Source organism: Frankia sp. AgB1.9 (genome assembly GCF_016786355.1).
Lineage (GTDB): Bacteria > Actinomycetota > Actinomycetes > Frankiales > Frankiaceae > Pseudofrankia.
Genome location: NZ_JADWYX010000049.1, coordinates 48,559 through 66,606 on the forward strand (window position 1 = coordinate 48,559; position 18,048 = coordinate 66,606).

An 18,048-nucleotide genomic window follows, 5' to 3' on the forward strand; every position below is an offset into this window, starting at 1 on the left:
GACGTGCGCGGTTGGGTTCTCGGCACTGTGTCTCTCCTCACAGCTTTCATCGGTCGATCCGGCCGAGCCGTGAGAACCGTCCGGCCCCACTCCGGCGTCGGTGCCGGCGGCCGCGTTGACGCGACGGCGCGTCGGCGGCAATGGATGCGACGGTGGCGGGCGGCGGGTTCCCGGCCGCACCCGTCGGGCGACCGGCACGCCCGGACCACTGTTTCGCACCCACTGGCGGTGCGGTGTCTCGGGAGGAAGTGTGCGGCAAAACGCCAACGCTCGTGCGCCATTCCAGTCCAACCACCATGGCAACTAGTTGCGGTGGCATCGTCCTGCCACAATCAACAATTCGAAACACAACGGTGCTACAACCAACCCTTCCGCTGGGCCAGCAGAGCCGCCTGGAACCGGCTGCGCGCGTCGAGCCGGTGCATCAGCTCCGCGACCATCCGGCGGACCGTACGCACGGAGACCCCCAGCGCCCTGGCCACCGCCTCGTCCTTGAGCCCGTCGGCGAGTAAGGCCAGCAGCAGCAGCTCCGCGGCCGAGAGCGCCTGCTCCGTCGTCTCCTCGGCGGCCGGCTGGTCTGCGCCGGCGGCCCCGACGCAGGGCTCGACGGCTCCGGGATCCTCCGCGGCCGCCTGGGCCGACCCGTTGGCCGCGGCGGTCCGCCCGTTGGCGGACCGCTCGGTGAGCCCCGCGGCCGGCAGGCTCGCGGCCAGCCAGTTGTCGGCCCGGTCGTCGTCCGCCACCGGCTCGACCTGCCGCGCCTCGGCCCGTCCGAGGGGGTCGGCGTTCCCCCACATCTGGTCGAACATCGCGCCGGCGAGGAGGGCGACGTCCGGGGTGCGGATCACCAGCGCGCCGCCGCCCGGCAGCGACGCGAACCGGACGACGCCGACCCGGCGGTCGACCACCGTGATGTCGAGCGACGGGTCGTCCGCGAGCCGGATCTCGGCGCCGGCCGCGACGATGTCGGCCAGGTGCTCGAGCCGGGGCAGCACCCAGGCGAGCCCGGCCCGCGGCCGGGCCACGACGGTCCGCACCGCGACCCCCCGGCGCAGCGCCTCCAGCTCCAGCGGGAGCAGCTCCGCGGCGATCGCGGACAGCGTCGTGCGGGTGCGGACCGAGAGCACCTCGTGCCGGGCGCCGGCGATCATCGCGGAGAGCTCGACGCGCAGGCCCTCCGTCGTGGTTGGCCGCAACAGGTCAGTCTCACCGCTCGCGAGCATCGAGCGGCTGGCCATGAACTCGGTGACCAGGGTGCCCACCTGGGCATGCGCCCGGACCAGGTGCTCGTGCTGGCGGATCAGCTGCTCGTGCCGGTCCTGGATGAGCTGCGCCAGCGGCGCCTCGGGGTGGACCGCGAGCAGGTGACCGGGCCGGTTGACGTCCGGCACGAGCAGCGACAGCGTGATCAGCCGGTCGCGAGCGGCCGCGACCAGCGCCGTCGGCTGGCCGAGGCTGTCGCTGACTGCCTGGATGTCGAGGTCCTCGTCGCGCAGCCACAGCCGATAGGCGGCTTGGGTCACGTCGTCCAGGCCCAGCAGATCTAGCACGTGCTCCTCCGACCGGTCACCGACCGCTGGCAAGGCCGACCGGCTCGCCCGGCGGCCCCCACCGGCCCTGACGCCGCCCCCTCCGGCGTCCAAGCCCTGCGCTCGTGGAACAGCTGCGCCTGGCGCGCACCGGTCTGCTCACCGGGCCGCGCACGGCCGAGGGCGAGCAGGTCGGCGTTCCAGGCGGCTGGCCGGTGCCCCGCGGTGCCGCGGCCGAGGCTCCCACCTCGACCACGCCACCGCGACGGCGCCGGACCGTGCCTCGCTCAGGTGCCGGCGAGGTCGTGCTCCCGGTTCTCCTGTCGCGACCACGTCCAGCGCGTGCCGCACGAGGGCGACCAGCGTCTGACGGACGGACTCGCGCCGCCGGGCGTCGCACATGACGACCGGACGGTTCGGCTCAAGGTCGAGCGCCTTGCGCACGTCGGCGACCTCGTACCGCTTGGCGCCGTCGAACTGGTTCAGCGCGATCAGGAACGGGATGTCCCGCTCCTCGAAGTAGTCGATCGCGGGGAAGGAGTCCGCCAGCCTGCGGGTGTCGACCAGCACCACGGCGCCGATCGCGCCGAGCACCAGCTCGTCCCACATGAACCAGAAGCGGTCCTGCCCCGGCGTGCCGAACAGGTAGAGGATGACGCTGTCGAGCAGGCTGATCCGGCCGAAGTCCATGGCCACGGTGGTGGTCGTCTTGCCACCCACGGCCGACGTGTCGTCGATGCCGATGCTGGCGGACGTCATCGCCGCCTCCGTCGTCAGCGGGGTGATCTCGCTGACGGAGCCCACGAAGGTTGTCTTGCCCACCCCGAACCCACCGGCAATGATGATCTTTACCGGACTCGGGGATGGGGCGCCGTCATTCCTCGGCGCCCGCGCGTCAGAGGGCCTGTAGTCCATCGAGCACCTTCTCGATCAGTGCCTGGTCGGGCCGGTTCGTAGGTCGTGCTGGCCGGTGCACCGTGACGAGTCCCGCGTCGAGCATGTCGCCGACGAGGACCCTGACCACACCGACCGGAATGTTCAGCCGGGCGGAAATCTCCACAATGGACTGCAGCCGCAGGCAGAGCGCCGCGATGGCGCGCTGCTCGGGGTCGAGCGAACTGGCCGTGGCCCGCCCCTGCGACGTCGTCGTAACCAGGGCGACCAGCTCGAGCGAGCCCTTGTTGGGCCTGGTGCGTCCCCCGGTGACCGCATAGGGACGCACGACGGGCCCGGCCTCGTCGTCGAACCACTCCTCGTCTCGCGACACTCCGACTCTCCTGCCTGACAATTCCCGGTTCCTGCCTCGGATGCCTCAGCACTCAGATGGGCAGAGCGGCCTGCATCTCGGCACGCAGCTCCGGCGTGAGGAACTCGCCCACCCTGGTGACCAGGAGCGCCATCTCGTAGGCGATCAGACCGATATCCGCGCCAGGGCTCGACAGGATCGCCATGCAGGCCCCGTCGCCGACGGCCGTGACGAACAGGAAACCCTGCTCCATCTCGACGATGGTCTGCCTGACGCTCCCCCCACCGAAGAAACGCCCCGCGCCGCGGGCCAGGCTGTTGAAGCCCGACGCGACGGCGGCCAGCTGGTCCGCCGTTGCCCGGTCCATTCCCGCCGACGTGGCGAGAAGCAGACCGTCCGAGGAAAGCGCGATCGCGTAGGTGACCTCAGGCACCTTCTTCACGAGGTTGTTGAGCAGCCAGCTCATGTTCTCGGACGGCCCAACCGGGCTCATCAGGTCACCTTCCTCTGATCGTCACCGTCACTGGAACCCTGTCCGTCCGCCAGACCCCGACCGAAGTTGGACTGGAAGGACGACATCATCGACCGGATCTCCTCCGGAGAACGCGGCCCGGCCACGACCGACGGCGGCCGGACCGGCTGCGGGCCGTCCCGGCGCAGCTCGGGCGCGAGGTTGGCCCGCCGCATCCGGCGCGGCAGCCCGACATCGGTCGTCGGCGCGGCCTGGGCCGGCCGCGGCCGGGCCGGGCCGCCGGGCGCGTAGCCGGCCGCCGGGGTGACCGGCCCGAACGGTTCCGGCCGCGCCGGCGGGGCGCCGGCGCCCGGCTGCTGGTGACGCGGCGAGGTCCGGCTGGGCAGGTCCACGCCGAACCGCGACTCGGGCGAACCGTTCAGGGGGTTCTGCGGCGGGGTCACGGGCGCGCTGTAGGCGGTGCTCGGAGAGGAGTAAGACGGCGAGGTAGCCGGGCCAGGGGCCGAGGGGCCGAGCAACTGGTCGTTACCGGCGGCCGGCCCGGCGATCTGCCGGCGCGGCCGATCGGCGATGAACCAGCTCGACCGGACGGTGGCGAACACCGGCAGGTCGTCGAGCAGCGGCTCGTCGTCACCCGGGCGGGACGGCGTCACCCCGAACATGGCCCGGGGCCCGGTGTCCTCCAGGCCCATCGGCGGGATCGGCGGGGCCGGGTCGGTCATCCGCGGCGGCGCCGGCAGGTCGTCCGGCGACAGGGTGCCCGCCGCGGCCGGCAGCGCGAGCGTTCCCGACGGCGGGCCGGAGCGGGTCCCGAAGCCGGTGGTCGGCGGGTCGATCTCGTCGGCCAGACCGCCCAGCGGGGAGCCCGGCGGCAGGGCCAGCATCGGCGCGCCGAAGTCCAGCGGCTCGGTGTCGGAGGCGACCGGTCGGCCGACCGCGGCGAACTCGCGGGCGTCGTCGTGACCGGCCGGCGTGCCCGGCACCGCGTCGATCGGAGTGTCGTCGTCGGCCACCCGCAGCAGCGGGCCGGGGATCAGGACGATCGCCATCGTGCCGCCGTACGGCGAGGTCCGCAGCCGGACCTTGATGCTGTGCCGCTCGGCCAGCCGGCCGACGACGAACAGGCCGAGCCGCTCGGAGGTGGTCAGGTCGAACGGCGGCGGGTTCTCCAGCCGGTCGTTGATGGCCTTGAACTCGGACGAGTTCATGCCCAGGCCGCGGTCCTCGATCTCGATCGCGAAGCCGTTCGAGACCTCGTGGCCGGTCACGTGCACCGGGGTGTGCGGCGGGGAGAAGGAGGTGGCGTTCTCGATCAGCTCGGCGAGCATGTGGATCACGTCACCGACAGCGTGGCCGCTGATCGCGCCGCCGCCGACCGGCAGCACCTTGACCCGGGTGTAGTCCTCGACCTCCGCGACGGCACCGCGGATGACGTCCTTGATCGGGACGGGCCGGCGCCAGCCACGGGCTGGCTTGGAGCCCGACAGCACGATGAGGTCCTCGGCGTGCCGGCGCATACGGGTCGCCAGGTGGTCGAGGCGGAAGAGCTCCTCCAGCTCGTCCGGGTCGGTCTCCTTGCGCTCCAGCGCGTCGATGACCTTCAGCTGGCGGTGGATCAGCGCCTGGCTGCGGCGGGCGAGGTTCAGGAACGTGTCCCCGATGCTCTTGCGCATCGCGGCCTGCTCGACCGCGGTGCGCACGGCGACCTCGTGCACCGTGCCGAACGCCTCGGCGAGCTGGCCGATCTCGTCGCGGGTGGTCGCGGGGACCGGGAAGTGCTCGGCGTCGAGGTCGACGGGCTCGCCCTTGTGCAGCCGCTCGACGACCTCGGGCAGCCGGTGGTTGGCGACCTCCAGCGCGCCTTCGCGCAGCCGGCGCAGCTGGCGGATCATGGGGCTGGCCACCAGCAGCGAGATCAGGACCGACAGCAGCAGGATGAGCGCGACCGCGAGGCTGGAGACCAACGAGTCCTTGACGGCCTTGGTGGAGATCTGGCTCGCCGTGTCGATCAGGTCCTCGGAGACCTTGGTCTCGACGTCGTGCATCTTGGAGATCATCAGCTGGGACGCGGTCGTCCAGTCGCCGAGATTGACGTTCGGCGCCTGACCGGTCGCCTTCGCCGAAAGCATGTCGTCCCGCATCGAGCTGACCCGCTCGATCAGGGAGTTCGGGTTCGAGTCGGCGCCGACTGACTGGGTCAGGTACTGCTTCTGGCTCGGCGTCGCCGTGGCCTGGTACTGGTCCAGCCAGGCCCGCTCCTGGCCGATCTCCTGGCGGGTCTGGTCGAGCGCGCTGCTGTCATTGAGGAACAGGACCCGGTTGATGCCACCGGTCTGCTGGGACAGCGCCTCCTTGGCCTGGCTGATCGCGACCAGCGCGCTCGCGCCGTAGACGACGGAGGTGTCCTTGCTACCGGAGGCGACCGCGCCGTCCAGGCCGAGCAGGCTGGTGACCAGCGGGTCCCAGTAGGCGATGTCGCCGCTGAGGTCCATCTGCTGGCGGTCGATGGCGTCGCGGTGCGCCTTGAGCTTGCCGATCATGGTGTCGACTGTCGTCAGCAGGCCACCGAGAGCGTCCCGCGCGCCGCCCGGCAGCTTCGCCTCGCTGGCGCGGAAGCTCCTCAGCGCCGCGTCGACCTGGGGCCGCGCCGCCTTCAACGCGACGGGCGGCTGGTGGTACTGAGAAGCCGTGACGGTGTGCGAGCCGAGACGCTCCAACTGCACGTCGTTGATCAACGAGTTGGCCTCGACGGAGAACTCGGCCAGCGCCTTCGTCCGCTGCGCTTCCTGCACTCGGTTGACGTTCCCCCGCACCTGTATCGCACTGAGCACGGCAAGGGCGACCAAGGGGACGATGAGAATTACCACCAGCTTCGTTCGGATGGGCCAGTTCTGGAGCATCCGGTCCTCTCGTCCGACGCCCGCGGTCAGGGCGCCTTGGCTACGGGGGTGGCCTGTAGGGCGAGTAGGCGGGTAAAACGGCGGGCCGCACCGTCCGTATATCCGCGCTCTGGCCCCACCGAGCAGCGTGAGCCGCCGAGGGGACCACGGTTTCCCCTCGGTCCCCCGTCCGCCCCTTTGCCCGGAAGGTAGAGCAACTGTACTGACCCCCCGCATCCATGGGATGACGGGGGATCGGCAAGTGGCCACGGGGCGCACGGCAGTTGTCTCAATCGCATCGGCGAGACAACACCGTAGACCGGCCGTTTTGCCACCGATGACCTGTCGTCACACCGCGTAGCGCCGCCACACCGACCGACCATCCGCCAGCGAGACGGCGCCGAGACACGGCTTCGGCCACCACCAGAACGAAACAGACCCGCAGGTCGAACAACGCGCCGGAATGGCGAGTGCGCAGCTCTTCACCCCGGCATCCCGTTGGGCGATCGCCAAACCCGTCGGGCACAACAGATTCGTATACGGAGTAATCTGCGTCACGTCGCAACGCCGATTGAGAGGCCCGAGGCGCGTCGCGGTAGTGCTTTTTGGCATACGGCGGTAACCATCGGGAAACAGCGCCGCGGCACCCCGGCGAGATGGCCGCACGCGGTCGCCGACCCATCCCGAACTCTCCTCGGGGCGTTTACCGCCGGCCCGGATCCCGGTGCCTTTCCGCCGGCCACGCACCCATCCGCCCCGGTCCTGACGCCGCCGGGCGGTCGCCACCGGCCGTGGCCCAGCGGCCACCGGGCGCAGGCAGCCCGCGCCGCCCGGAAGCCGCTCCGCCGAAGACATTGGCCCCGGATTGCATAACGTATATTCTTTTGCCGCCCACGATCGAGCCATCGCGACGAAGCGGAGCGCAGCATGACGACCACCGATCGCACTGGCCTCGACGGTTCGACCACGAACGAGGCGCCACCGCCGACCATCCCAGCCGTCCTGGACCGAGCAGCCCGCCGCTGGCCGGCCGACGAGGCCCTGGTCGACGGCGCCATCCGGCTTACCTTCGCCCAGCTCGCCGAGGCCGCCGACGAGACGGCCCGCGCCCTCGTCGCCAGCGGCGTCGAGCCCGGCGACCGGGTCTCGATCTGGGCGCCGAACGGCCACCGCTGGATGGTGGCCGCGCTCGGCATCTACCGCGCCGGCGCGACCCTCGTGCCGGTGAACAGCCGGTTCAAGGCCGGCGAGGCCGCGGGCCTGCTGCGCGCCACCGGCGCGAAGATCCTGTTCACCGTGACCGACTTCCTCGCGACGGACTACGCCGCGGCGATCCGCGCCGAGCCGGACCTGCCGGCCCTCGGCGAGGTCGTCGTGCTCGACGGCCCGGTCAGCCCCGCCACCACCGCGTGGTCGGACTTCGTCGCCCGCGCCGCCACCGTGCCGGCCGAGGTGACCGCGGCCCGCGCGGCGGCGCTGACCGGCGACGACGTCAGCGACATCATCTTCACCTCCGGCACCACCGGGAAGCCGAAGGGGGCGATGCTCGCCCACGGCCCCTCGACCCGGCTCTACACGTCCTGGGCCGACGTCATCGGCCTCGGCCACGGGGATCGTTACCTGCTCGTCTACCCGTTCTTCCACACCGCCGGGCTGAAGGCGGGCCTGCTCGCGAGCCTGCTGGTCGGCGCGACGCTGGTCCCCTACCCGGTCTTCGACGTGCCGGCCGTGATGCGCCTGGTCGAGGACGAGAAGATCACCATGCTGCCCGGACCGCCGGCGGTCTACCAGACGATCCTCAACAGCGACCTGACCGGCTACGACCTGTCGAGCTGGCGGCTCGCCGTCACCGGCTCAGCGGCGGTACCGGTCGAGCTCGTCCGGCGGCTGCGGGCGGACCTGGGCCTGCGGACCGTCGTCACCGGCTACGGGCTGACGGAGACCACCGGGACCGTCGCCATGTGCCGGCACACCGACGACCCCGAGCTGGTCTCCCGCACCTCCGGCCGGGCGCTGGACGGGATCGAGGTCCGGGTCGTCGACGACGCCGGCACCGAGGTACCCCGCGGCGAGCCCGGCGAGATCATCGTGCGCGGCTTCAACATCATGACCGGCTACCTGGACAACCCGGCCGCGACCGCCGAGACCATCGACGCCGACGGCTGGCTGAAGACCGGCGACATCGGCGTCATGGACGACGGCGGGAACATCGCGATCACCGACCGCAAGAAGGACATGTTCATCGTCGGCGGCTTCAACGCCTACCCGGCAGAGATCGAGAGCATGCTGGCCGAGCACCCGGCCATCGCCCAGGTCGCCGTCGTCGGCGTCCCCGACGACCGGCTCGGCGAGGTCGGCATGGCCTACGTCATCCCACGTACCGGCCAGCCGCGGCCGACTCCCGCCGAGATCATCGCGTGGTCGCGCGACCGGATGGCCAACTACAAGGCGCCCCGCTACGTCGAGGTCGTCGACGCGCTGCCTCTGAACGCCACCGGCAAGGTCGTCCGCTACGAGCTGCGCGACCGCGCCGCCGCCACCCGCCGACCGGCCTGACCCGCCGGCCAGCGTGACCCGCCCGGCGGCCTGACCCACCGGGCGGGCGTCGCCGCGTCCCAGGTGGCGGGACCGCCGCGCCCAGGCAGACGATGGGGTCTGCCGTGCACGGGGGGGACGAAATGGCGGACCAGACCGGCAGGGATGCGACACACGCCCGCGCGACCAGGCCCCGCACGTGGCCGGCCACCGGCCCGGGGCCCTACGGCGTCGACCGGACGGACCTCAGCGACCGCGACCCGTACCAGCGGTCCGACGGCCACCTCACGGGCGCCGGGCCCGAGGCCGACGCCACGTGGCCGGATCCGTACCCGGGAGAGCACCCCTACCCGGACGAGCACTCCTACCCGGACGAGCACTCCGGCCGTCGGGACCACCCGCACCGCGCCGAGCACCCGCATCTGGCCGACCACCCGCATCTCGCGGAGCTGGCCGGGCGCGCGGACCGGGCCGCCGGCCGGGCCTGGTCCTGGTTCGCGAAGCTCGCCGACCAGGCCACCACCCACCAGACAACCACCCACGAGACCAGGACCCACCAGACCAGGACCCGCGGGCAGGCGCGGCCGCCGGAGCCGGCCGCGCCGCGCCTGCCCGGCGGCGCCGGCACGTCGGTCGGGACCGGCTCCCGCGTCACCGAACCGCCCGACCGCGGCCCCGGGCGCTACGTCGACCTCGCCCCCTCGAACGGCATCACCGTCGACCGGGTCGCGACGCCGGCAGCCGCCCCGCCGCCACCCGCGGCAATCGCGCTGCCGCCGTCATCGGCCCCGCCGGCCCCACCGGAAGGCCTGCTCACCGGTGCGCCGGCACGCGAGGACACGGACGCCGAGCCGGCGGCCCCGCGATCCGTGCGGCCGAAGGTCGGGTACGCGCTGCACGGCGGCGAGGCCGACGCGAACCGGCTGGCGGCCCAGTCGCGGGCGCTGGAGCCGGGGACGGTGGAGTTCCTGACCAGCCTCGGCCTGCGTCCCGGCTGGCGCTGCCTGGACGTCGGTTGTGGCCACGGCCAGGTCAGCGTGCTGTTGGCCGGCCGGGTGCGGCCGGGCGGGCAGGTCGTCGGCATCGACGCGAGCCCGGCGTCGCTCGCCGTGGCCCGGCACAACGCGGCCCGGGTCGGCGCGCGCATCGCCTGGATGAACGCGGACGCCAGCTGGCTGCCGGTCGCGCGCGGCGCCTTCGACCTGGCCTACAGCCGGCTGCTGCTCGGGCACCTGGCCGAACCCGTGGCGACGCTGCGCGCGATGGCCGCCTCGGTCCGCCCCGGCGGGGTGGTCGCCGTCGAGGACATCTACTTCGGCTACGCCGCCGGCGCCGGCTCGGCCCTGGCGAACCCTGCCATCGCCGAGTTCTTCGACCTGATGTCGATGACCATCCGCGTCCGCGGTGGCGACCCCATGATCGGGCCCCGGCTGCCGGCGCTGCTCACGGCCGCCGGGCTGGTGGACGTGACGGTGAACGTCAGGCCCTCGCCGCTGACCGGCGACCCGTCCGGACGGCTGGTCGAGGAGGCCCTGGAGGCCACCCACGGCACGGCGCTGAGCGCCGGTCTGGTCACCGCCGAAGGTCTTGACCAGCTCCGCGAGGCACTGGGCTCCCTTTCCCGGGCTGAGCTCACCGAGGCGACCGGAGCGGCCCGCCTCTACCAGGTAGCCGGCCATCGCCCGGTGCACCGCCACCGCCACCCCGACTGAGCGGGCCGCGACGCCCCGGGCCTGGGCCTGGCGCCGGGCTCGGGCCCGGCGAGGTCCACCCGCTGGCTTGATCTCTGTTTTGGCCCCCGCATGGTCACAGAACCGCTGCGGTTACAGCCACGGCAGGGCGAAAACAGCGATCTTGCTGGCTCGGCACGAGGCCAACCTTCGCGGATGCGGCACTAGTCTGCGGGGACGGGGATCACCCGATCCTGGGAGGCCTGCCCGCATGTCCAGCAGCACCAGCACAGGCACCGAGGCCCCACCCGCGTTCAGCGGAGTGACCGGGCTGCACCACATCCAGCTGGCGGTTCCGGGGGGCGTCGAGGACGCCTGCCGGGCGTTCTGGGTCGGCCTCGTCGGGCTGACCGAGGTACCGAAGCCGGCGCCGCTGGCGGCGCGGGGCGGGGCCTGGTTCCGTGGGCCGGGGTTCGAGCTGCACGTCGGCGTCACGTCCGACTTCACCCCGGCGACCAAGGCCCACCCGGCCATCCTGGTCAACGACATCGACGCGATGGCCGAACGCCTCACCGCCGCCGGTGTCGACCTGGACTGGGCCGATGACTTCCCCGGGCACCGGCACTGCTACGTAGCCGACCCGGTCGGCAACCGGATCGAGTTCCTCATGCCCGACGCGGCAGCCCAGGCCGCCCCGCTTCTCGGCTAGGACGGCCGCGCGGCCGGCGGCGCGGGTGGGCCCCAGGGCTCGTCGGCCGGGATGTCGCGCAGGACGACGTCGGCGACGACCCTGGCCGCGAGCAGGGACTCGATCTCGGCTGGTGGGAAGCCAGCCTCGGCCAGGACCAGTCGGGTGTCGTGGCCGACGAGCACGGTGCGCGCCGGTGGCCGGCCGGCGTCGTGCACCCAGGTCCCGTAGCCGCGGGCGATGTGGAAACGGCCGTAGCGCGGGTCCGGCACCACATGGGTGAAGCGGTTGGCCACCAGGTGTGGGGCCTCGATGTGCTCGTCCCCCAGGGTGACGGGAACCGCCGGGATCCCACGGGCGGTGAGCGCCCCGGCCGTGTCGCGCACCGGCCGGTTGGCGAGCGTCGCCGCGAGGGCCGCGGCCCGCTCGTCGTCGCCGCGCAGCCCGCCGAGCTGCTGGACGTCGCCCGGGAGGCCGGCCACATCCAGCAGCTCGGCGACCTGGGAGGTGGTGACGGCGGCGACGGCGAGCCAGCCGTCGGCGCACTGGTAGTAGCGGTGGCCGGCCGTCGGGCCGGGGAAGTCGGCGCGGCCGCGCGGCGCCGGTGGGCGGCCCGCGTAGTCGGTGAACTCGGGTGACTGCAGGAAGGTCGCGGTGTTGGCCAGCGACAGGTAAAGCCGGTCGCCGGTGCCGTCCCGGCCTCGGGCGTGCAGCGCGGCCAGCGCCGACAGCGCGCCGAGCACACCGGTCCCCGTGTCGTTCAGCGGGATCGGGGTCAGCACCGGGTCGTCGTCGCCGCCCTGCGCGTCGGCCAGGCCCGACAGCGCCTGGAACACCGGGTCGAAGCCGGGGGCGTCGGCGTACTCGCCCGCGTGGCCGTAGGCGGAGACCGAGCAGCGCACCAGGCCCGGGTTGCCGGCCAGCACCCGCTCGGGGGTGAGCCCGGCCCGTTCCATCCGGCCGGGCCGCATGTTCTCGACGAACAGGTCCGCGCCGCGCAGCAGCCGCAGCAGCACGTCCGCTCCGCCGGGGGCGCCGATGTCGAGGGCGACCGACCGCTTGTGCTGGCTCGCGACCAGGACCGACATCGGGAACACCCGGAACGGGTCACCGTCCGGGGGCTCGACCTTCACGACGTCCGCGCCCCAGTCCGCGAGGATCTCCCCGATCAGCGGCCCGGCCAGGTAGGAGGACAGGTCGACGACCCGGATCCCGGCCAGTGGCAGCCGTCCCGCCGACGGCGCCTCGCCGAGGGCCGGCTGGTCCGGTCCGGGCGGGGCATCGGGCCACAGCTCGCCGCCGGCCGGCAGGTCCTCGGTGGCCGGGAAGGCTCCGGGGACGGCCGGGGTCCGGGTGAGATCGACGGGGAACCCGGGCAGGGTGACCGGCCCGACCGTCGGGTGGTCGCGACGGACGAACGCGTGGTTCGCGGCGACGATGTCGCGGCCGGCCCACTCGGCCCGCCTGGCGATCGGCGCGCACGGGACGTCATGGGCGGCGAACAGCTCCAGCCACTCGGCCAGCGGCCGGCGGCGGAATTCGGCGACCAGCTCGTCGACGACCAGCTTGCCGCCCTGCTCCCAGACCTGGAGGCGGTTCCAATCGCCCTCGACCCCGGGCTGGACGAGGACGTCCATCCGGTCCATCGCGTCCAGCGCGCGGATGAAGATCTCCGGGACGAGCGCGGCCAGGTAGAGCCAGCGGCCGTCGGACGTCTGGTAGTTCCGCCAGTAGGGGACGCCCTTCCCGGTGGTCTTGGAGCCGCGCACCACCGGGACGTCGAGGCCGACCTGGGTCATCATCCCGAGCTGCGCCGCGGCCGCGTCGAGGCCGCTCACGGTGACGCCGTGGCCGCGTCCGCCGTCCCGGCGGCGCCCGAGCAGCGCGGCGATGGCGGCCGCGGCGCCGAGCGCGCCGTGCAGATGGGTCGTCGTGGCCGTCACCGGCGCGACGGGACAGTCCCAGGTCGCCGGGTTGCGGGCGGCGACACCGCCGAGCGCGGCGAGCAGCAGCGGGTCCTCAGCGACCTCGGCCCACTCGCCACACTCACCGTAGGGCGGCAGCCAGATGGGGCAGAGGCGCGGGTACGCGGCGGCCAGCTCGGCGGCGGTCAGGCCCAGCGCCGCCAGCCGGGCGGGGGTCTGGTCGACCAGCAGCACGTCGGCTCCGCCGGCCAGCCGCACCACGTCGGCCGGCCCCAGGCGGACGATCCGCTTCCCCCGGTCCCACCAGAGCTCCTCAGGCAAGACCGGCTCGGACCCGCCTGCCTCCGCCGCCGCGGCTAGGGTCGAGCCGTCAGTCGAGGGCTCGCCGGCCGCGGCCAGGTCGGCGCGGACGACCTGCGCGCCGAGGTCGGCGAGCAGCATCCCGGCGATCCGGCCCGCCCGCGTCACGGACGCCTCGAGCACCCGCACGCCGGCGAGCGCGGCAGCCCGCTCCCCCGCCGGTGACCCGTCGCCCGGGCCAGCCGCCACCGTCGCCATGCGCCACCGTCCTCCGGCTTCGTGCCTGGTACCGGCTCTGTTCGTATCAACGATCGCGGCGCCCGGCATCCGAATCCGCCGGGCGGACGGCACCGCCCGGCCGGTGGGGAAGGCCGGCCGCAGGCCCGCGGGTCGGGTTATCCCCAGTAGGGATTGGTGGGTCTGCGCGATCGTCCCGGCCGGCGAACCGATCTACGGTCGACACAACGTCCCGGGCAGCGGGACGCGGCGGCGCACGACGCGCCGCTCGGCGGCGAGAACAGCGGGACGCGAACGAGATGACGACGCGATCAGGTCCACGGCGGGCGAGAGCCCGCGTGGGCGCGACACGCGCCCGGGCAGCCCGGGCGGGGAGGTGGGCCCGATGAACGCGCTCGGCACGGCACTGCGGGCGACGTTCGGACGCCGCGCCTGGCTGGCGACGATGTTCAGCGCCCAGACGGCGCTGCTGGGGACGTTCAGCTTCGCCCTCGTGCTCACCTTCGTCGTCGCCGGCGCGTCCACCGTCTGGCTCATCCCGATCGGGCTGCCGCTGCTCTGGCTGGCGTTGGCGCTGGCACACCAGTTCGCCCGGTTCGAGTCCTGGCGGTACGCGGCCTACCTCGGCGAGCGGCTGCCGCTGCGCCCGGTGCCGCCGGCCGCGTCACCCGATTCCGGCCGGCTGGGCCGGGCCTGGTCGCGGATGTGGGCCCGGCTGCGTACCGGCGGCAGCTGGCTGGAGACCGTCTACGCGCTGTTCGTGCTGCCGCTGGTGGGCTGGGTGGGCGGCTGGGTGGTCGCGACGTTCTGGGGCGGCGCGGTCGCGTTCCTGCTGTTCCCCGCCTACGGGCACCGGCTCGGCGGGCCCGACGAGGTGGTCGGCTTCGACCTCGGCTACGGCGGCGCGGTCGCCGCGCACCTCGTCGCCGGGGTGCTCGCGCTGGTCGCGGCGCCGTGGCTGGCCCAGGGCCTGACCGCGCTGCAGCTCGCCATCGCCCGCCGGATGCTCTGCCCGCGCGACAGCGAGGCGCTGACCCGGCGGGTGGCGGACCTGGAGGCGAGCAGGGCCGGGATGGTCACGGCCGCCGCGGCCGAGCGCCGCCGGATCGAGCGTGACCTGCACGACGGGGCCCAGCAGCGGCTCGTGTCCGTCGCGATGACGCTGGGGCGGGCGCAGGAACGGTTCTCGGCCGACCCCGACGGCGCCCGCGGCCTGCTCGCCGAGGCACACGCCGAGACCAAGCGTGCCCTCATCGAGCTGCGGGACCTCGCGAGGGGCCTGCACCCGGCGGTGCTCACCGACCGGGGCCTCGACGGGGCGCTCGCGGGGCTGGCCGCGCGCTGCCCGGTACCGGTCACCCTGGACGTCGCGGTGGCGCCGCGGCCGTCCGCCGAGGTGGAGGCGGTCGCCTACTTCTTCGTCGCCGAGGCGCTGACGAACATCGCCCGTCACGCCGAGGCCGAGACCGCCCGGATCGTCGCCCGCCGCGTCGATGACCGGCTGGAGGTCGAGGTCAGCGACGACGGCACCGGCCGGGCCCGGGAGGCGGGCGGCTCGGGCCTGTCCGGCCTGCGGGACCGGGCGCTGGCCGTCGACGGCTCGTTCTCCGTCACCAGCGCCCCCGGAACCGGCACGACCCTACGGCTGGACCTGCCATGCCAGAACTGACCCCGCCCACCACCGGTCCCGCCTCCGAGGGAGACAGCGCGATGGCCGACCTCTCGACCGCGCCGGCCACCACCGGGCCGGCCACCACCGCGACGGCCCTCACCGGGCCAGACGGCGGCGGGCCCGGCGGCGACCAGCCGCCGACGGCCCGTTCGGACGCCGGTCACCCCGGGGCCCGCGTCGTCCTGCTCGTCCTGGGAACCGTGCTCGCGCTGGGGTTCGCCGCGTTCGCCGGAAGCCAGGCCATGAACTGGACGACCGGCCGGGACAAGGTCGACCAGCACGCCGTCCTGCCCACGTCGGTCACCCGGCTGGAGATCAGCACATCCGACGGGAACGTGATCCTGACGGGCGTGGGCAGCGGCCCGGCCGTCGTCGAGGCGCACCTGACCAGCACCATCCGCGCGCCCCGGCTGAACGTCGACGTCTCCGGCGGCACGGCGAAGGTGAGCGCCCACTGTGGCTGGAACTTCACGCTCAGCTGTGGCGCGACCCTGCGGATCACCGTTCCGGCCGGGGTCACCGTGGTGGCCCGCTCGTCGTCCGGCGACATCCGGGCGACCGACCTGCGCGGCCCGGTCGACCTCGCCACGTCCTCCGGCAACGTCATCACCTCCGGTGGCACCGGTACGGCCCGGCTGAGCACCTCGTCCGGCGACGTGCGCGCGACCGGGCTCGCCGCCACGTCGGTGTACGCCCACTCGTCCTCGGGAGACGTCTCGCTGCGGCTGACGGCGATCCCCGACGACGTGACGGCGACGACGTCGAGCGGCGACGTACGGGTCGCGGTGCCGGACGGCCCGTCGCCCTACCTGGTCTCGGTGCACACGTCGTCCGGCGACCGGACGGTCGGGGTCCGTACCGACCCGACCGCCCGCCGAACGATCACGGCGAGAACCAGCTCGGGCAACGCCTCCGTCGTCTACGCTCCCTGACGACCGGCGGCCGTGACGGTCACCGCGTGCTGTTCCGACGCCGCCGGACCACCGCGAACGGCGGGCGCCTCCGGGTGCGCCCGGCCGCCGTTCGCGGTGAATGCCGGCACAGAGCGTGCTCGCCGTTTACGCCCGAATCGCGTTTTAGGGCCACTGCTGTCGGATACAGGACACCAATGGGGTTCGCCGCTCGGCCAGTACGGCGCACTACGATTCCCGTACCGGCGCCGGGTCGGGGGCGACACCGGAACCGGCCGCCGACACTGTGCCCACGGACATCGTGCCCAAGGACATCGTGCCCACGGAGATCGTGCCCACGGAGATCGTGCCCACGCACGGGACGCCTGCTGGCCAGCCCGAAGGATGCGGGACAGCCGTCCGCCTCCGGTGGCCCTGGAACGTATAGGTGGTCGGATGCCTGACGACCGCGGTTCGCAACACCGGGTAGACCCAGAACAAGGAATCCACGCGTCGTCACGAGAGGCGCCGCGCTCGTCCGACCGCTCGGCCCTGGGCCGCCGGTTCTTCCTCGCGGACCCGCGCGCCCAGACCGGGCCCGGCCGGGTCCGGCTCGCCGAGATCGCGGCCGAGCTCGTCGATCCGGACGCCGCTCGGCGGTGGTACCAGCGGCTTGACCTCGAGGTGCTGGGCGCCATCGCCACGCCGCACGGCCAGCTGACCACGCTGCTGGCCGGGGAGCCGCCCGCGGGCGGCGCCGGCCGGGCGGCCCGCCAGCGGGTCCGGGCCGTGCTGGAGGGGCGCGGACTCGGCTGGCTGTGCGACGACGACCAGCGCGGCGAGCACGCCGAACGCGCCTGGGACGCGCTCTACGCGGCCCACTACGGGGTCGACGACGCGGTCGGTCAGGTCGAGTGCCTCACCCAGGTGCTCGCGGTGTGCCGGCTCGCGGAGCTCGCCTACTCCAGCGCCGAGACCGGCTGGCGGGAGCTGGCCGACGCGGCCTCGGCCCGGCCGATGGTGCCGGCCGAGATCTACCGGCCGCAGCGCGACCGCCGGCAGCGGCCGCCCGACCAGGTCGTCCAGGCGGTCGCGATGCCGGTAGCGCGGACCGAGCTCGACCGGGTCGCCCTGGACGCCGCGCTCGACTCGGCGGCCTTGCGGACCGGGGCCGAGGAGGCCTGACGGCGGGATCCGCCCTCGGTCGTCCCGTCAGGCGGGCAGGACCGCCGCCATCCCCGCGAGCAGCGCGCGCCCGGCCGCCGGGCTGGCGCTGAGGACGCCGGTCACGGCGGTCTCCACCGGGCCGCGCCGGCCGGTCGCCAGCAGGCAGAAGTCGACGACGTCGAGGCAGACCTCGCCGCCGGTCGGCTGGTCGGCCTCGGCCGGGCCGTAGGCGGGCGTCTCGGGCAGGGCCAGCGGTTCCCGGCCGGGGCCGACCAGCCACCGGCCGACGACCGTGGCGCCACCGGGCCGGCCGGCGACGGGCTGGCCCGTCGGGTCGACCCGGGTCAGGGTCAGCGCGAGCGGTGCCGGATCGCTCCCGACGCCGTCCGTGCCGCCGGGCCAACGCACCCGGCCGAGCGCGAGGCGGGTCGCGGCCCGCAGCTCGGCGGCGCGCAGCGGAGGCAGCCGGACCCCGGCCGCCGCCGCGATCGCGGAGCCGTCGAGCCAGGTGCCGAGCATCCGGCTGATGAGATGATCCTCGACGGGCGCGGTCCAGCCGAACGCGTCGACCGGGGTCCGCGCAGCCTCCGGCTCGCGCCCGGCCAGCCAGGCGCAGAGCCCGCGGGCGCCCTCGTGCCAGGTGCGCCACAGCAGCACCGGCGGCCAGAACACCGGGGGCCAGAACACGGCCGGCCAGTACGCGGCCGGCCGGACCGGTGCCGAGCCGCCCACCACCCCGTCGAGCCGGGCGCCGCCGCCCGGCCCCCCGCGGGCCGGGGCGGCCGGGGCCGCGGGCGCGGGGGCCGCCGGGCGGGGGCCCCCCGGGGGCGGGGCCGCG

General features: G+C 74.1%; 11 protein-coding genes and 2 pseudogenes. 6 read left to right on the top strand and 7 right to left on the bottom strand.

Annotated features, from left to right (window positions below):
• Nucleotides 1-356: 356 nt before the first annotated feature.
• The 5 genes and pseudogenes from I6A60_RS20675 to I6A60_RS20695 form a co-directional block, all read right to left on the bottom strand.
• Nucleotides 357-1,550, bottom strand: coding sequence for a LuxR C-terminal-related transcriptional regulator (locus I6A60_RS20675; RefSeq protein ID WP_307873782.1), 1,194 nt, complete (start codon nucleotides 1,548-1,550; stop codon nucleotides 357-359).
• Nucleotides 1,551-1,853: 303 nt separating this feature from the next.
• A pseudogene (locus I6A60_RS20680) lies at nucleotides 1,854-2,444 on the bottom strand (ATP/GTP-binding protein); the annotation flags it as partial.
• Entirely contained in the window at nucleotides 2,425-2,796 is a 372-nt protein-coding gene (locus tag I6A60_RS20685; RefSeq protein ID WP_203019285.1) for a DUF742 domain-containing protein, read from the bottom strand. The pseudogene I6A60_RS20680 and the gene I6A60_RS20685, both read right to left, overlap by 20 nt.
• 52 nt (nucleotides 2,797-2,848) lie before the next feature.
• Complete coding sequence (locus tag I6A60_RS20690) at nucleotides 2,849-3,268, bottom strand: roadblock/LC7 domain-containing protein (RefSeq protein WP_013425869.1); 420 nt, start codon at nucleotides 3,266-3,268, stop codon at nucleotides 2,849-2,851.
• Nucleotides 3,268-6,147, bottom strand: coding sequence for a nitrate- and nitrite sensing domain-containing protein (locus I6A60_RS20695; protein ID WP_203019287.1), 2,880 nt, complete (start codon nucleotides 6,145-6,147; stop codon nucleotides 3,268-3,270). Before I6A60_RS20695 ends, I6A60_RS20690 begins: the two co-directional genes overlap by 1 nt.
• A 906-nt stretch (nucleotides 6,148-7,053) precedes the next feature.
• Between I6A60_RS20695 and I6A60_RS20700 the strand changes: the two genes are divergently transcribed.
• The 3 genes from I6A60_RS20700 (at nucleotide 7,054) to I6A60_RS20710 (ending at nucleotide 11,040) form a co-directional block, all read left to right on the top strand.
• Nucleotides 7,054-8,682 carry a FadD3 family acyl-CoA ligase gene (locus tag I6A60_RS20700; RefSeq protein ID WP_203019289.1) on the top strand — a complete coding sequence of 543 codons (1,629 nt, stop codon included), beginning with the start codon at nucleotides 7,054-7,056 and terminating at the stop codon, nucleotides 8,680-8,682.
• A gap of 122 nt (nucleotides 8,683-8,804) precedes the next feature.
• A complete protein-coding gene (locus I6A60_RS20705; RefSeq protein ID WP_203042561.1) occupies nucleotides 8,805-10,373 on the top strand; it encodes a class I SAM-dependent methyltransferase in 1,569 nt (522 codons plus the stop codon).
• Nucleotides 10,374-10,602: 229 nt separating this feature from the next.
• Nucleotides 10,603-11,040 (top strand): VOC family protein, encoded by a 438-nt coding sequence (locus tag I6A60_RS20710; protein WP_203022263.1) that lies wholly within the window; start codon nucleotides 10,603-10,605, stop codon nucleotides 11,038-11,040.
• On the opposite strand, the gene I6A60_RS20715 is transcribed toward I6A60_RS20710, so the two are convergent.
• Nucleotides 11,037-13,502 (bottom strand): CoA transferase, encoded by a 2,466-nt coding sequence (locus I6A60_RS20715; RefSeq protein WP_203042562.1) that lies wholly within the window; start codon nucleotides 13,500-13,502, stop codon nucleotides 11,037-11,039. The two genes, I6A60_RS20710 and I6A60_RS20715, sit on opposite strands and share 4 nt — an antisense overlap.
• A 364-nt stretch (nucleotides 13,503-13,866) precedes the next feature.
• Here I6A60_RS20715 and I6A60_RS20720 point away from each other — a divergent pair, with 364 nt between their 5' ends.
• The 3 genes from I6A60_RS20720 (at nucleotide 13,867) to I6A60_RS20730 (ending at nucleotide 17,228) form a co-directional block, all read left to right on the top strand.
• Nucleotides 13,867-15,150, top strand: coding sequence for a sensor histidine kinase (locus tag I6A60_RS20720; protein ID WP_203022265.1), 1,284 nt, complete (start codon nucleotides 13,867-13,869; stop codon nucleotides 15,148-15,150).
• Entirely contained in the window at nucleotides 15,138-16,085 is a 948-nt protein-coding gene (locus I6A60_RS20725) for a DUF4097 family beta strand repeat-containing protein (protein ID WP_203055671.1), read from the top strand. Before I6A60_RS20720 ends, I6A60_RS20725 begins: the two co-directional genes overlap by 13 nt.
• A gap of 414 nt (nucleotides 16,086-16,499) precedes the next feature.
• Nucleotides 16,500-17,228 (top strand): hypothetical protein, encoded by a 729-nt coding sequence (locus I6A60_RS20730; protein ID WP_203017328.1) that lies wholly within the window; start codon nucleotides 16,500-16,502, stop codon nucleotides 17,226-17,228.
• A 27-nt stretch (nucleotides 17,229-17,255) separates the two neighbouring features.
• Here the strand turns inward: I6A60_RS20730 and I6A60_RS20735 are convergent.
• Nucleotides 17,256-18,048 (bottom strand): annotated as a pseudogene (locus tag I6A60_RS20735) (hypothetical protein); the annotation flags it as partial.